13 protein-coding genes are annotated in these 15,020 nt (G+C 51.5%); 8 read left to right on the top strand and 5 right to left on the bottom strand.

Annotated features, from left to right (window positions below; genetic code table 11):
• Window positions 1–147: 147 nt before the first annotated feature.
• Complete coding sequence (locus tag P0X86_RS10625; protein WP_277748484.1) at window positions 148–3,255, bottom strand: transglycosylase domain-containing protein; 3,108 nt, start codon at window positions 3,253–3,255, stop codon at window positions 148–150.
• A gap of 264 nt (window positions 3,256–3,519) precedes the next feature.
• Window positions 3,520–4,122: a 30S ribosomal protein S4 gene (gene rpsD, locus P0X86_RS10630; RefSeq protein ID WP_009589567.1), complete on the bottom strand. Its 603-nt coding sequence runs from the start codon at window positions 4,120–4,122 to the stop codon at window positions 3,520–3,522.
• 525 nt (window positions 4,123–4,647) lie between these two features.
• Between rpsD and P0X86_RS10635 the strand changes: the two genes are divergently transcribed.
• From P0X86_RS10635 to P0X86_RS10655, 5 genes are all read left to right on the top strand, one after another.
• Entirely contained in the window at window positions 4,648–6,639 is a 1,992-nt protein-coding gene (locus tag P0X86_RS10635; protein WP_213577526.1) for a sensor domain-containing diguanylate cyclase, read from the top strand.
• Between the two features lie 102 nt (window positions 6,640–6,741).
• Window positions 6,742–7,569: a hypothetical protein gene (locus P0X86_RS10640; RefSeq protein ID WP_096773130.1), complete on the top strand. Its 828-nt coding sequence runs from the start codon at window positions 6,742–6,744 to the stop codon at window positions 7,567–7,569.
• A 123-nt stretch (window positions 7,570–7,692) separates the two neighbouring features.
• Entirely contained in the window at window positions 7,693–8,808 is a 1,116-nt protein-coding gene (locus P0X86_RS10645; protein ID WP_192569172.1) for an aminopeptidase, read from the top strand.
• A 95-nt stretch (window positions 8,809–8,903) separates the two neighbouring features.
• Entirely contained in the window at window positions 8,904–9,149 is a 246-nt protein-coding gene (locus P0X86_RS10650) for an HPr family phosphocarrier protein (RefSeq protein WP_009589671.1), read from the top strand.
• 150 nt (window positions 9,150–9,299) lie between these two features.
• Complete coding sequence (locus P0X86_RS10655) at window positions 9,300–9,587, top strand: Fpa/YlaN family protein (protein WP_009589686.1); 288 nt, start codon at window positions 9,300–9,302, stop codon at window positions 9,585–9,587.
• A 114-nt stretch (window positions 9,588–9,701) separates the two neighbouring features.
• On the opposite strand, the gene cax is transcribed toward P0X86_RS10655, so the two are convergent.
• A complete protein-coding gene (cax, locus tag P0X86_RS10660; RefSeq protein WP_015734317.1) occupies window positions 9,702–10,775 on the bottom strand; it encodes a calcium/proton exchanger in 1,074 nt (357 codons plus the stop codon).
• Between the two features lie 187 nt (window positions 10,776–10,962).
• On the opposite strand from cax, the gene P0X86_RS10665 reads away from it, so the two are divergent.
• Window positions 10,963–11,349: an Asp23/Gls24 family envelope stress response protein gene (locus P0X86_RS10665; RefSeq protein WP_009589611.1), complete on the top strand. Its 387-nt coding sequence runs from the start codon at window positions 10,963–10,965 to the stop codon at window positions 11,347–11,349.
• Window positions 11,350–11,404: 55 nt separating this feature from the next.
• On the opposite strand, the gene ftsW is transcribed toward P0X86_RS10665, so the two are convergent.
• The gene (gene ftsW / locus P0X86_RS10670; RefSeq protein ID WP_009589615.1) at window positions 11,405–12,622 is read right to left on the bottom strand and encodes a putative lipid II flippase FtsW; all 1,218 of its coding nucleotides are present in this window, start codon (window positions 12,620–12,622) and stop codon (window positions 11,405–11,407) included.
• An 11-nt stretch (window positions 12,623–12,633) separates the two neighbouring features.
• A complete protein-coding gene (locus P0X86_RS10675) occupies window positions 12,634–12,981 on the bottom strand; it encodes a YugN family protein (RefSeq protein WP_009589628.1) in 348 nt (115 codons plus the stop codon).
• Window positions 12,982–13,233: 252 nt separating this feature from the next.
• On the opposite strand from P0X86_RS10675, the gene P0X86_RS10680 reads away from it, so the two are divergent.
• Together P0X86_RS10680 and P0X86_RS10685 are read left to right on the top strand one after the other, a co-directional pair.
• Window positions 13,234–13,743: an NUDIX hydrolase gene (locus tag P0X86_RS10680; protein WP_036665923.1), complete on the top strand. Its 510-nt coding sequence runs from the start codon at window positions 13,234–13,236 to the stop codon at window positions 13,741–13,743.
• 24 nt (window positions 13,744–13,767) lie between these two features.
• Window positions 13,768–14,946, top strand: a complete 1,179-nt coding sequence (locus tag P0X86_RS10685) for a M20 family metallopeptidase (protein WP_213579784.1) — start codon at window positions 13,768–13,770, stop codon at window positions 14,944–14,946.
• Window positions 14,947–15,020: the final 74 nt, after the last annotated feature.

The following is a 15,020-nucleotide window of genomic DNA, read 5'->3' on the forward strand; positions in this document are numbered from 1 at the left end:
ATCATAACAGAGCTGGCATGAAGATGGCTAACCGCCATGTTCATGGCCGGCTCTTTTTTTATTTCAGAGCGTTGTCTCCAGTTAAAAATAAAACCAGCCCATCCACAGAGTAATGTCTGTAGAAGGGCTGGTTTTTACGTAAACGATCTATTTCTTCTCAAAATATACGGCTGGCGAAGCTGCAGATTCACCAATCGGATTGACGGCGGTAATTCTAAAGGTGCCGCCAATCGGGTTGCCCGAGGTGTAGTAGAACTCCGTGCTCTTGCTGGAGCCGAGAATCTGGTAGTTCCCGTCACTGTTCGGGCTGATATAGATATTGTAGACCATGACCTCTTCTTCCGGAGCGTTTCCGCTCCAAGTGGCCTGGAAACCCTCCGGTGTAGCTGTGAGTGTCGGCTGGCCAGGTGCAGACGGTACGGTCGTCGCGCCTTCATTCCCAAGTCCGGGATCGATACCGGGCTCTTCCTCGGCGAGGCCGTCATCAGGCTGATCGATGGTGTCATCCGGGTTCGTTTCGGTGTCGCCCGGTAATGGGAATCCAGGTGCTGTGCCGCCCACAATAGCGCTTGGCTCAGACGTCTTGCCGGCTACGTCAACGGCGACGACGTAATAGGTCGTAAATACACCGTCAGCTCCAAGACCTGAGAAGACAAGGCTCTCGTCGCCAAGAATGACCTGACCTTGATGTGTGTACGGGCTGCCGTTCACGGACTTAAAGAGCCGGTATCCGACAACATCAGGCGATCCGCTGGCATTAAAGCTGATGGAGCCGCTGCCCACCGAATAGTGTACGTTTTTCGGTGGAGTAGGGGCCTTGCCGTCGTCCGTTCTTGGGTCGACCTTGCTTGGCATTCCTTTTTTCGCGTCTTGCGGAAGATAGGATTCCAGCGATTTCTTTTCACCTTTCATAACCTTCAAGGCGTTCTGGAGTTCCACAATCAGCTCGTCAATCGGCTTTTCGCGCTTGATTACGATTTGTTCTCTCAACATATCCAAAGGCGTTGCTTCCTGTGGAATATAATTTACGCCCCGATAGGTAATGTATTTTGCTTTGGCGATGCCGTCATCGCTTTCGGTAGGCACGAACTTCGCGTTGAACAGATCCGTTACGAATTTGTCCGTTAAGGAAGTCGGCAGCTTGCCGCTGTAAGCGGAGACCGTCTTGGACGTTATGCCTTCAGGCTTCTCGAACGATTTGGTTGGGAACAGCTCCGGCTTCACGTCCGTCGCTTCGTTCATGATTCTGGCCCAGATGGCCTGGGCGTGCTTGCGCTGGTCGCCAACAAGCGTATTTTTTTGCTCCTTGTATCCGACCCATACGCCAAGCGTAACATCGGGCGAGTATCCCATGAACCAAACATCCCCGTAGTTCTGGGTGGAGCCGGTTTTACCCACGACGGGAACCTCATTGAATTTCTTGTACGTATCCCGGACCTTGCTGGCGGTACCGTTCGTAATGACGGTACGCAGCATATCCGTCATGAGGTACGCTGTCTGCTCGGAGAATACCTGCTCCGGCTTTACTTCGTGTTTATAAACAATATTGCCTTTGGAGTCCACGATTTTCTCGATCATGAATGCATCCGTGAATTTGCCTTGATTGCCGATGGAACTGTAGGCGTTCGTCAGCTCTTCCACGGTCACGCCGTAATGCAATCCGCCCAGTACGCCGGTTGAAGCATTATAATCGTCTTCCTCCAAGGTAGTGATGCCCAGCTTCTTGGAAAACTCCCAGGCCTTCTCAATGCCGACCGTGTTGTTAAACAGCTTGAGTGCCACCGTATTGGTCGAATCGTTCAGCGCCTGTCTTGCCGTCATCAATCCTCTGTACCCGGTGTACGAGTTTTTAGGGATATGGAATACTTTGCTGTAGTCCTTTAAGATGATCGGTGAATCGTCCACCACGCTGGCAGGCTGAATCGCCCCCGTATCAAGTGCCGGTAAGTAGGCGGCAATAGGTTTCATGGCAGATCCGGGCTGCCGTTTCATTTGCGTAGCATAATTCATTTGTTCCGTGTTGAAGTCCCTGCCCTCAATCATACCGAGAATGGCGCCGGTTTTGTTGTCGATCATCATCGCGGCGGTTTGCTCCATTCCTTTTTCGGCGCTGTCAGGCAAGTAGTTGCTGTCATCCTCAGCAATGGAACGCATGGTCTTGTAGAGCGTCCGGTCGATGGTGGTGTACACACGGTAACCGCCGGTGCTCAGCTGAGCACGGGAAGCGTCCATCAGATCGGAGTTCGCTTGCGTGCCTTTTGCGTTCTCTTCAGCTTCCTGGCTTAGCTGCATCAGAATGTTCGATGCTTGACGTTCGACTTCCATCATGAGATAAGGATAAGTCACATAGGCTTTCTGCGTCCGAGGAGCCAGCGATTTTTTGATATCGAATGCTTTGGCCTCATCGTATTCGGCTTGCGTTATTTTACCTTCTTCCAGCATGCTTGCCAGCACGCGGTGCTGGCGGTTTATGGCCCGGTTGAACGATTTCTCATCAAATTCTCCTTTGCCGTTGAAGGCCGAGTAGGAGGATGGCAGCTGCGGAAGACCTGCCAAGTATGCAGCTTGGGCCACATTCAGATCATTCAGATTGTTGATGTTGAATATTCCTCTTGCCGCTGCCTTGATCCCGAACAGCTGATATCCGCTCGAGCCGTTGCCGTATGGAACCTTGTTCAAGTAGGCCGTCAAAATCTGGTCTTTACTTAAGAAGCGCTCCATCCGCATGGCCAGCAGCATTTCTTTTACCTTACGGTTATCCGTTTTGTCACGACTTAAAAAAGTAAGCCTGGCCAGCTGCTGCGTCAATGTGCTGCCGCCGGTTTGAACCGGCTCATTCAACACGCGCTCCTTCACGGCGCGAGCGGTACCTTTTATGTCAACACCCTTATGTGTATAAAAACGGTTGTCTTCTATGGATACGACGGCATCTTTAACAAGCTGGGGAATCTCCTTGAACTCCACAGGTCGTCTGTCTTCTTCGGTTCTAAGCTGTCCGATCGGTGAGCCATCCGCGAAGTAGGCAAAGCCCGTTATGGCATTATCGTTCACCGTGTTCTCAATGAGCGCACGCGATCGTACCGGCTCATTCTCGACAATAGAGGTTACATAACCGGCTACGGCTCCTCCGGCGAACAAAACGCCCATCAGACCTACCACAAAGAGCCATCCGATGACGGATCCCAGCACCCGCAGAAAGGACCGTTTTCGCGGTTTTTTCTGTTGTTCAGGCTCTTGTTTTTTCTCCTCAACCATGAATGTATACTCCTCCTTTTAACGCACCTATTATAGCATAAATCGAAGGTTTTGAATCATGTGTACCTATATAGGGTGTCCTTTTTTGAGGAAGAATGACTTTTTTGGGAAGGGTGCAATGCATATGCCGCCAAGTTCATACGGGAAAAAAGCTTTGAAGGCCCCTGGTTTAAGGCGGAGCCTTTTGATTCGAAGAAAAAGCCGCGCTCGACAAAAAAAACCTGAAGGCCGGGGCCTTCAGGTTTTTTGGGTTCCGAATGAATCTTAACGGTTGTAGAACTCGACGATTTGTTTCTCGTCGATGTCTTGGGAAAGCTCGGAACGTTCTGGAAGACGGATGTATTTCCCTTCCATTGCTGCTTCATCAAACTCGAGGTAAGCTGGAAGATGCACGCGGTTAGCCAAAGCTTCCTTGATGGAAGAGAGGCTGCGGCTTCTTTCACGAAGGCCGATTACATCGCCAGTGCTTACAGCGTAAGAAGCGATATCGACTTTCTTGCCGTTCACAGTCACGTGACCGTGAGCTACCAATTGACGAGCGCCCGCACGGGAGTTGCTGAAGCCAAGACGGTAAACCAGGTTGTCCAGACGGCTCTCAAGCAGGAACATGAAGTTCTCACCCGCGATACCTTTCATGCTGGTAGCTTTGTTAAACAGGGTGCGGAATTGCTTCTCGCCCAAGCCGTACATGTGACGCAGCTTTTGCTTTTCTTGAAGCTGCATACCGTAGTTGCTTACTTTTCTCCGTTGGTTAGGACCATGCTGACCTGGAGGGAAAGGGCGTTTTGCCAATTCTTTACCTGTACCGCTCAGGGAGATTCCCAGACGACGGCTTAATTTAAATTTAGGACCGGTGTAACGTGCCATGTTATATAGACTCCTTTTTAATTAAAGTTTCATTAGGGCTCTATTTGCGCCGTATTTGTTTGCTCTATCCGTCATCTTCCGGAAGATCTGCCAGGAAAGTTCAGCCGCTGTCCTGTCAGTAACAAATAACGTGAGGGTGACACAACCCGCCCAAATTCATCGAATGCATTGCATTCTTACTCAACAATAAATATTATATGAAGTAATGATATAAAGTCAAGTTCAACCTGCAACTTACTATAACTTGGTTTTTGTCTAATTTTGTCGATAGGACCATGGACCTAAAATTATTGTGAAAAACGCATAAATTCTGATGCAAAAATGGGTAGAAAAGAGTAATATGATATTGGAATAAGTAGTAGCAATTATCTAGTTACATATCGTAGTGTTTTTTGGTTATTATCATTCCCCAACATGTTGAACAGCCGGGTTGCCGCCATGCGGCAGCCGAATGGATCCTTACATTATGAATCGGAACGCCAGTCTTGGATAGGCCTTTTATAATGGTGCAAAGGAGCGCCCAATATGTCAGAAGAACAACGGAAAGTGTATGAAAGCTCTCCCGGTTCTGCGGTCATGTTCAATGATGCCGGGCCAATTCCTGGAAACGAGCCTCGTCTATGGCTTCAGGGCTTGGATATTACACCTCATGATTTCCCTTATATTCAGCCTCTCATATCAGACAGCTATCTGGAGTGGCTAAGAGAAAGCGCTGGCACGCAGGCGATGCGGAAATTCAGCTGGGCCCTTCTTTCTCATGAGGGAGCTTGGCTGACAGGGGCACCCGAACTAACGGAATACGTTCATGCAAGCGAGGATGAGACGCTGGCGCATACGCTCCGTTCGAAAGAAGCCGCCCAAGGCATGGGCAAGGGTTCGCTTGAGGGAAGGGTGCTGTGCGCTGTCCCGCTGTTCACGCGCGTCCATGGCGATTTTTTTGCGGTGATGGTCAGCGTTGCCTCGGGGAGGATGGAGCCGGAGCAGTCGCTCATGCTGACGGAAACTTACGCATTGCTGTTCCGTTCCTGCTTCTACCGCCAGATGGAGTACATCTTTGCGGATGACCTGGAGAAGGTCCACCGCCAAGCCGAACGTGAAGTGCAGAGGCGTTCCATCTTGTTTCAGTACGTGAAGCGGATGCATGTGCAGATCAATGTGGACAGCGTGCTGGTGGAGGCTATTGATAGCGTCCTGGCCCTGTATCCCAAGGCGAAAGTCGAATTATTCATGTCACAGGACCATGAAAGCGTTCATCCGCTCGTGCGTCCGCTGCTGCTCCATCATTGGCAGGAAGAGGTTTATGTTCGCACCTTTATGGAAGGTTCCCTGACGATTCATGAGCATGAAGAACCCGACACGCTGGTGGAGATCGGGATTCCCATGGGAGGCAAGCAGGGCGTCTATGGGGTGCTTCACGTTGAAGTGGACAAGTCGGAACTGCCCGATATGGATCTGGAGCTGCTGGGGATGATGGCCGATGCCGCAGGCACCGCCTTCGAGAACGCCAAACTGTACGAGCAATCCAACCTGATGATTCATGAGCTCCGCATGATTAATGAGCTGACCCAGCGGCTGAACAAAAGCTTGCATTTGGCGGAGATATTTCAATTCGCCAATCATGAGCTGCTCAAGATCCTTGAGGCGGATTACTGCTGCATTCTGATCCATAATGAGGAGCTTGGCGGTCTAGAGGTGGTATCCTGCAACGCCGAGTGGCTGGCCAAGGAGGTCTTCGAGAAGGACTACGGCCTGGGGGGCCTCGTCTATCATTCAAAGGAGCCGCTCATTCTGTCAGACTATCAGGAAGAGCGTCCGGCAGAATCCAGGCTGATGGAGAGCACGCGGTCCAGCTCGATGATTGCTACTCCGCTAATGGTTAACGGCGAGGTGAGGGGCGTCGTCCTGCTCACCCATGCGAAGCGGCATTATTTCTCGTACGACAGCTATCGGCTGCTTCAAGCCTTGACAAGCCATATCGGCTTGGCGATCGGGAATGCCTTCCTGCATGCGGAAGTGAGAAGAATGGCTAACCGGGATATGCTGACCGAACTGTACGCCAGACATTATCTGGATGAAATAATCCATGAATGCCAGAACCGTGATTTTTGCGGCTCGCTCATCGTGGTGGACATCGACGAATTCAAGCAGGTCAACGACACGTTCGGACACCAGCGTGGCGACAAGATTCTGAAGCAGGTCAGCAGCATCGTAAAAACAACCATACGTCACAGCGATATTCCGGCACGTTGGGGCGGTGAGGAGCTTGCGGTGTATTTGCCGGGACTCGGCATTCAGCAGGCGGTGCAGGTGGCCGAACGGATTCGCTTACGGGTGGCCGAAGAGACCGATCCGCGCGTAACGGTGTCCTGCGGGATTTCAGAGTGGAACTGGACCAATGACAAGATCAGCGTGGAGTCGCTCTTCTATCGGGCGGATATGGCGCTCTACGAAGCCAAGAACGGCGGCCGCAACCGGATCGTCGTGGAGAGGGCCGAAGCCGAGATCGGAATGGATTAGATACCCTGCAGCTAAGAGAGGCTGCAGGGTTTTTTCTGTGATCTGCATAATGTAAGGGGCCGCGGATAGCCTAATAGCAAGATCAACGAGAGGCTGATGATTATGCGAAACAGAAGGTTACGAAGCGTCATCGCATTGATGGTATTCATTTTTGGCTTAACCGGATGCGCCTGGCAGGATCAGCTGACTGCCGAAGAAGCGTTTAACCGTGCTTTGTCGGGGCTGTCCGGCATCGATAATTTCTCTTTTCGAGGAGAAACGGCGATTCGGAGCGGAGAAACAGGACCGTTTGAGGAAAGCCTGGCGTTTGAAGGGAATCTGCGGCATCATTCCGACCTGACCTTATCTTCAAAAGAGAGAAGCACCGTCATAAAGAATGACAAGATGTCCGCCGAGTCGGCATATAAATCGAATGAACTTACCGTGACGCTCAAGCGAAAGGATGGCAAGTGGAGCACGCTCTCGTCGGAGCATGCCGGGGGAATGTGGATGAACCGGTTAAATCCGCTGGAATTGCTGGAGTACATGGGCAAGTCGGAGAAGACCGTAACCCGGGAACTGGGGGCCGCAAGAGGAACGAAGGTGCTGCGTGTCGAGTTGTCGCCCGAGGCGGCTGCCCATATGGTGCAGGAGTCGCTGGATGATCAGATGAAGGCGTTGGCTGAGCGGATTGAACGCAAAGACGACCCGTTATATAGCGACGATCCGAAGGTTCGCAAGCGGCTGAAGGAAATCTGGGAAAGGGACTACCATGAAATGAAAAACATGCTGAATGAGGCGGATGCCGTTTCGGTCTGTCATGTAACCATTAACAGAAAAAGCCAGCTGCCTACCAAGATGACCATGGAGCGCAGGTTATCCTTTGTGGACGAACAAGGCAAAACACGTACCGAAACACTGCTGTCGGATGTTACGTTTACCGGTTATTGAGCCATTAAAAATTTTTTCACGATGAGCGCTGACGCGAGGCTGCCCGGCGTGCTACAATAATATAAATTTACCGCTGTTCAATTTATACAATAGGGAACAGTCATCATAAGGAGGATAAGACATATGCGTGATCCCAGAATTCAAAAATTGGCTCAGAATCTCGTGAACTACTCCGTGGATATGCAGCCAGGGGAAAATGTGCTCATCGAAATGATCGGATCCGAGCGCGATCTGCTGAATGCCATTATCGAGGAGGTCTCGAAGGGAGGCGGCCGCCCGTTCGTGCAATTGACGGATCGTACGGTCCAGCGAGCGATGTTGAAGAACGCAAATAAGGAGCAGCTTGAGCTGTGGGCAGAGCTGGATCTTGAACGCATGAAAAAAATGGATTGTTACATCGGCATCCGCGCAGGCGAGAACGTCAACGATATGGCTGACGTGCCCGAAGAGAACATGAAGCTGTACAATGCCCTTTACTCGCATCCCGTACATAGCGAAGAGCGCGTGAAGCGCACCAAATGGGTGGTTCTCCGTTACCCGAACGCCAGCATGGCGCAGCTTGCCAACACCAGCACGGAGGCCTTTGAGGATTTCTACTTCGATGTGTGCAATCTGGATTACTCCAAAATGGACCGCGCCCAGGATCCTTTGGCCGAGCTGATGAGGAATACCGACAAGGTTCGCATCGTGGGACCGGGAACGGACCTCAGCTTCTCGATCAAAAACATCGGCGCGGAAAAGTGCTCCGGCCAGAAGAACATTCCGGATGGCGAGGTGTACACCGCGCCCGTTCGTGACTCGGTTAACGGGACGATCGCTTACAACACACCGACTCTTTACAATGGAGTCACCTTCGAAAATATTAAATTCCGCTTTGAAAACGGGAAAATCGTCGAAGCAACAGGGAGCGACACGAAGCGGCTGAACGAGATCCTGGATTCGGATGAGGGTGCGCGGTACATCGGCGAATTTGCCATTGGCTTCAACCCGTACATTTTGACACCGATGAAGGATATTCTCTTCGATGAGAAAATTGCAGGAAGCCTGCATTTTACGCCAGGCCAAGCATATGATGTAACAGACAACGGCAACCGATCCTCCATTCACTGGGATCTCGTTTTGATCCAGCGTCCGGAGTACGGCGGCGGGGAAATCTACTTTGATGATCGTCTAATCCGCAAGGATGGCATATTCGTTATTCCAGAACTGGAAGCATTAAATCCGGAAAATCTTAAATAGATTGGAAAAAATGTTGCATAAGAAAACGGATTCAATGTATCATGAAGGTGCAGTGATGAGCTTTATTCAGATCCTAAAGTTACGGAGGGATTCGTATGTCCAATAACAATCAATCTATCGTAGAAATTTCGCAAACAGCCAGCCAGTTCACATCCTCCATCGTTTTGCAGGCGGAGAACAAGTACATTGATGTTAAGAGCATCCTGGGTCTGTTCACAACGCTTGTCAACAGCCAAAGCTATGAACTGCATGTACATGGTCCTGATGCCGATGAAGCTAAAAAAGCAATGATCGACGTATTCACCAAGCATGGCTTGAACGTATCCGTCGTGGCTGAATAACATTCGCCAAAAACACCCTTTCAATCCATGGAAGGGTGTTTTTTCGTAGAGAAGGGGTCTATTTTGTTCAGGTCCTTGTATTGAGAAACGATTTCGACTAATATTAAAGATAGTAACTGTGCTGTGATTTTTGACATAGGGGGGAAGATCATGACTTCATCTGATTTACAGGAACAGCTGAATCTCAAAGCGATCAGTCTTCTTCATGAAGATGCAGATAAAATCCTAAAGCTTATTGAAGTACAGATGGAGAATCTGGCGACCCGTTATTGCCCTCTCTATGAGGAAGTGCTGGATACCCAAATGTACGGTTTTTCAAAAGAGGTTGATTTCGCGGTGCGGGCCGGGCTTCTTCCGGAAAGTACGGGAAAGCAGCTGATCAGCAAGCTTGAACGCAATCTGGCGGTCCTGTACGAAGCCATGAATCAATCCAAATAGCCTGTACTCGTACAGGCGCATACATAGAGAAACGCATGTCGCGCTCCCGCGACATGCGTTTTTTTCTAGCTTTTCGATTAGATTTGAATCCGTGGCAATCACCGCTTCCAAGGTTTATACGAGGAAGAAGGAGACGCCCAGTATGACGTATACGGCGAGCAGCAGCAGGCCTTCATACCAGTTGGAGGCGCCGTCCTGCGTAATGGACCTGGCTATGAATACGGCGACGCCGATGGCGACCAGCTCCAGCGTGGTGAAGACGAGATCCATCGTATCCCCAAGGAAGAAGCTGATGAACACAAGCACGGGAGCAACGAACAGGGCGATCTGCAGGCTGCTGCCGACGGCAATTTCTACGGCCGCGCCGATTTTGTTCTTCATCGCAAGCATGATGGCAGCACTATGCTCTGCGGCGTTCCCGATAATCGCTACCAGGAAGGCCCCGATGAACAGCTCGCTGAGGCCATATTCGTGACTGATGGGCTCAAGCACCCCGACAAGCCATTCGCTGACAAACGCAACCATCACGGTGGCGATGACAAGGTACAGAATCGAGCGCTTCTTGGACCAAGTGGGACCGTGTTCGTGCGGGAGCGCATCCTGGTCGTGGTCGTCGCTGACATCCGCCAAATAATTTTTATGGGTGATCATCGAGAATCCAAGCCATGCGATGTAGGCCACGATCAGAATTCCCGCCACAATGAGGCTGAGCGTCTTGGTTTCACCCTCCGTAATGGAATGGGTATTCAGAAAGACCGCAGGGATGAACAGGGCGATAATGGCCAGCGTCATCAAGGATCCGTTCAGACCAGCCAGCGTCACATTGTATTTCTGGATTTTAAATTTGAGGCCCCCGGCAAACAGGCTGAGCCCGAGGACGAGCAGCAGGTTGCCGATAATGGAGCCGGTGATGCTGGCTTTCACCATGTCGTACAAACCTTCCTTAATCAGCAGGATGGCGATGATCAGCTCTGCCGCGTTGCCGAAGGTAGCGTTCAGGAATCCCCCGAGCCGTTGGCCGGCGTAATGCGCGACGCTTTCCGTTGCTTTGCCGAGAAAACCGGCGACAAAAATAACCGCGATGGCAGACAGAATGAATTGGAGCGTGAAGTTCCAATTCGCAAAATGTCCCAGCGCACTAAGCAAAAAGGTAAAGATCAGAAGCGCGGGATTGAGCCATTTCTTCATAACCGACACCTACCTTATGGTTTATGTACTGATGAGTACTTGCGAGCGAAAACGACGATTCTCGTATCGCTTTTTACAATATACCCAAATCTTTCGAAAAATTATCGTTCTTTTCAGAAGCGAGCATTTGCTTTTTAGGCCCGTTACCATTTACAATAACGGATAATGAGGTGAAGGAGGAAATGGCATGACGGAACAACTTCAACTGGATAACGGTTTGATTCGAATATCGGATGATGTCGTCTCGAAAATTGCCGGATTGGCTGCCTTGGAAACCCCAGGTATTGCAGCCATGTCCGGTGGATTGTCCGAGGGCTGGGCGAAGCGGCTGAGCGGCAAAAATGTGCAAAAGGGTGTTACGGTAGAAGTAGGGCAGCTGGAGGCAGCGATCGACCTGCGGATTATCGTGCTTTACGAGACGCCTATACATGAAGTGTGCCGCATGCTTCAACAGAATGTCCGCGAAGCTGTCGAGAGCATGACAGGGCTTCGCGTGGTTGAGGTCAACGTGAAGGTCGAAGGTGTAGCTTTCAAAGACGACGAAATCGACGATATTCAGCTTCGAGCCAAATAGGACGAACCTTGGGGGATCAGCCCCCGCTAATGATGAAAAAAATGAACAAAAAAGACTACACGGTTGCCCGGTAGTCTTTTTTAATTACGGATTTAACCTGCTCCTCTTTCATCGGACGGTTGCTGTCCCTGGATATGCTAAGCACGATGCCCATGCTGAGCATCATGACCAGCAGCGAGGAACCGCCGTAACTGATGAACGGGAGGGTAACGCCCGTAATCGGAATGGTATTGGTCACCCCGCCGATGTTGATGAAGGCCTGAATGGCGATAAGTCCCATGATGCCGACGCCGGTCAAGGTTCCGAACGGATCCGAGCAGCGAAGCGACACGATGATCCCCCGCAGGATGAAGTATAAATAGAGCAGCAGGAATATCGCGGTTCCGATAAAACCGAATTCTTCGCCGATGACCGAGAAGATGAAATCGTTGTAAGGATTCGGCAGATAATGCAGCTTCTGCACGCTCTCCCCGTAACCCGCTCCGGTAACGCCGCCCTGGCCGATGGCAATCAGCGATTGGACCAGATTGTAGCCCGTGTCCGATTCGTCATGGAACGGGTCCATGAATGCCTCGATTCGTCCCATCTTGTAGTTCTTGGAGGCCTGCTCCTGATCTCCGCCGGAGTTGAAGAGCGATCCGACGCCGAGCGTGAGCACCAGGCCAAGCGCAACAAGCGAGATACAGCCGAGAATATGCTTAAGGCTGGCGCCCCCCGCATAGATCAACAGCCCGCTGGTAGCCACGAGGATGAAGCAGGAGCCCAGGTCGGGCTGAAGCATGATCAGGCCCGCTACGATCCCTACAATAATGAGTACGGGGAAGAAACCGCCCTTCCATTGACGGATTCGTTCCCCTTTTTTGGTGATCAGCGCTGCCAGATAGACGATGGTCGCGATTTTGGCCAGTTCGGTCGGCTGGATGCCGAATTTCCCCAAATTAAACCAGCTTGTGGCGCCGTTGGTTGCGGAACCGATAATCACCACAAGAATCAGCAGCATCAAGGTTAGAAAAAACACCGGTATGAATAGCTTCTTGTATTTCTTATAGTTGATGTTCATGGCCACAAACATGACAAACGTGCCCAGAACCGCAAACGCGGCTTGCCGCTTCGTGAAGTGCAGCGGATCGTTATTGAATTTTTCATTGAAAACGGCCAAGCTGGAGCTGGAACTGAACACCATGATCAGTCCGAATCCCACCAACAGCAAGGTAAGGATCAGCAGTTGGAAATCAGGCGTCCCTCTCTTCGGCTGAGGTTTGGTCGTATTCATCGTGTTCGACCTTACGCTTCCAGAAGAGCTTTGAGCTCTTGAAGCTTCTTGGTGGCCACATTCATGACAGGCTGCGGAGCCATGGATTCATACTCGAGACCGTGCGGGAACGTGGCTTTGCCAAGGTATACCGCTTCGATTTTGAGGATGGTGTCGGGTTTCTCCAGCTTGCCTTCAACAGCGCGGGTGTTAATGCGCAGGAAGTATTCAGCCTGATTTTTTTTATCTTCGATTTTCAAGTCGTATGTAGCGCGGTAGTATTCCCACTGCCAACGAATGAAGCCTACTTTCTCGGCACATTCATCGAGGTAAGCTAAATCGCTGTGCAATCCGTCCAAGCCTGTATTTTCGAAAATCATGTGGTCGTAACCCCCTTAATAGTCCTTGCAAAGTTCTTTAATATGATAGTATGTTTCAAGAACTTGTGCAAGCCTGTACCGCCCGTCACGCTTCAATTGAGACCATTTATCCAGATAAGATTTTGATAACGGCAAGCATTCTTCTTTTCTGTTAAAATAAATGCAAGTGAAAACGCTGTGAAATGTACGCTTTCCATCCCGGTGGTTATATATTCATAGGACTTCAATTCAAGCGAAGGGTGGATACGGCCTATGAACCGCGTCGTTTACCGCACGGAGTATTATGCAGTGGAAGAAAACGGGCAGAAGGAAATCGTCGTGATCGACCGGATTCCGGATTCGGCAGCGGTTGTGGCCGTCCATCAAGGGTGCCTGCTACTGGTATGCCAGCATCGGGAAGCGGTGAATGAGATCACCTGGGAGCTTCCCGGCGGAACGGTGAAGCCCGGCGAGGAACGCGCGCTTGCCGTTAAGCGGGAGCTTGAGGAAGAGGCAGGCGTGCAGTGCAAGGACCTGTCCTACATGGGCAGTGCTTATCCGATGGCTTCTCTGGCCAACCGAAACGTTTATTTTTATTTCACCGACGATTTGAAGGTGTCCGGGAGCCGGGAGTCGAATCAAGAGGAAGACGAAGACGTTAGAGCGGTGTGGGTCCCGCTCAGGGATGTATATCGCAAGATCAAGGAGGGCGGCCGGATGGATGCCATGGTTGGGCACGGACTGCTGCTGAGCAAACTCCACGGCTTTCTTGCGATCGATTGAGCCGCCAATAGCGGGGGAAGGATGATGAACTTGATGAAGGAAGCATTTTGGGATCAATGGTATCCACGGATGGTGGAGTGGCGGCGTCATTTACATATGCACCCGGAGCTTTCGTTCCAGGAGAAGGAAACTTCGGCATTTATAGCAGCCCGGCTGCAGGAACTCGGTCTTGCGGTCAAGACCGGTGTTGGCGGGCATGGAGTTATAGGGACATTAAAAGGGGATAAACCCGGCAGGACGGTTGTGCTGCGGTCCGACATGGATGCGCTGCCGATCGAGGACGGCAAGAGCTGCGAATACAAATCCAGGGTGCAGGGAGTGATGCACGCTTGCGGGCATGACGGGCATGCCTCCATGCTGCTTGGAGCCGCCGCATATTACAGCACGTTCCCGGAAGAAATTCAGGGGGAGATTCGTTTTATGTTCCAGCCGGCGGAGGAAGTATGCCCCGGCGGCGCGGTGGAGATGATCAAGGACGGGGCGCTCGATGGGGCCGACGTCGTCTACGGTCTGCACCTGTGGACGCCGTTACCTGTAGGCACCGCAGCGAGCGCGCCGGGTCCGCTGATGGCGGCGGCGGATGAGTTTTTCATTGACATTACGGGGCGCGGGGGGCATGGCGGCATGCCGCATGTGACGGCCGATGCCCTGGTTGCGGGGGCTGCGCTTGTCATGCAGCTTCAAACCATCGTAAGCCGCACCGTGGATCCGCTGCAGCCTGCCGTCGTTACGGTAGGGACAATGCAGGCCGGAACGGCGCAAAACGTCATAGCCTCCTCCTGCCGGATCACGGGGACGGTTCGCACGTTTGACGAACCTACCCGGGCGTTGATCCGGGAGCGGATCGAGCATATGACCCGGACGGTTTCCGAAACCTACGGCACAAAGGCGGCGGTTCGATATCTCGTCGGCTACCCACCCGTGGTGAACGATGAAGCGGAAACCGCACGATTTTTCCGTACGGCACCCCGAGTGTTCGATGCGGATCAGGTCACCGTCTCGCCCAAACTGATGCCGGCGGAGGATTTCGCTTATTACTTGAAGGAAATTCCGGGCTGCTTCATTTTCGTTGGAGCCGGCAACCCCGACAAAGGGGCGATTTATCCGCATCATCATCCAATGTTCGACTTTGATGAAGATGCGATGCGCTACGGGGCGAAGCTGCTGGTCGAGATGGTGTCAAGCTATCAGAACGGGGAATAGACTTTCACAAAATCGCAATCTTCGCGCATGAACGCTCGTTATTTGGAAATCCTAATGATCATAGGGGAAGTTCA

Origin of the sequence: Paenibacillus sp. BR1-192 (genome assembly GCF_029542445.1) — a bacterium.
GTDB lineage: Bacteria > Bacillota > Bacilli > Paenibacillales > Paenibacillaceae > Paenibacillus_AQ > Paenibacillus_AQ lautus_A.

Coding starts and splice junctions, on each gene's coding strand:
- P0X86_RS10625 (WP_277748484.1), bottom strand. CDS start 3,255: ATGGTTGAGGAGAAAAAACAAGAGCCTGAACAACAGAAAAAACCGCGA.
- rpsD (WP_009589567.1), bottom strand. CDS start 4,122: ATGGCACGTTACACCGGTCCTAAATTTAAATTAAGCCGTCGTCTGGGA.
- P0X86_RS10635 (WP_213577526.1), top strand. CDS start 4,648: ATGTCAGAAGAACAACGGAAAGTGTATGAAAGCTCTCCCGGTTCTGCG.
- P0X86_RS10640 (WP_096773130.1), top strand. CDS start 6,742: ATGCGAAACAGAAGGTTACGAAGCGTCATCGCATTGATGGTATTCATT.
- P0X86_RS10645 (WP_192569172.1), top strand. CDS start 7,693: ATGCGTGATCCCAGAATTCAAAAATTGGCTCAGAATCTCGTGAACTAC.
- P0X86_RS10650 (WP_009589671.1), top strand. CDS start 8,904: ATGTCCAATAACAATCAATCTATCGTAGAAATTTCGCAAACAGCCAGC.
- P0X86_RS10655 (WP_009589686.1), top strand. CDS start 9,300: ATGACTTCATCTGATTTACAGGAACAGCTGAATCTCAAAGCGATCAGT.
- cax (WP_015734317.1), bottom strand. CDS start 10,775: ATGAAGAAATGGCTCAATCCCGCGCTTCTGATCTTTACCTTTTTGCTT.
- P0X86_RS10665 (WP_009589611.1), top strand. CDS start 10,963: ATGACGGAACAACTTCAACTGGATAACGGTTTGATTCGAATATCGGAT.
- ftsW (WP_009589615.1), bottom strand. CDS start 12,622: ATGAATACGACCAAACCTCAGCCGAAGAGAGGGACGCCTGATTTCCAA.
- P0X86_RS10675 (WP_009589628.1), bottom strand. CDS start 12,981: ATGATTTTCGAAAATACAGGCTTGGACGGATTGCACAGCGATTTAGCT.
- P0X86_RS10680 (WP_036665923.1), top strand. CDS start 13,234: ATGAACCGCGTCGTTTACCGCACGGAGTATTATGCAGTGGAAGAAAAC.
- P0X86_RS10685 (WP_213579784.1), top strand. CDS start 13,768: ATGAACTTGATGAAGGAAGCATTTTGGGATCAATGGTATCCACGGATG.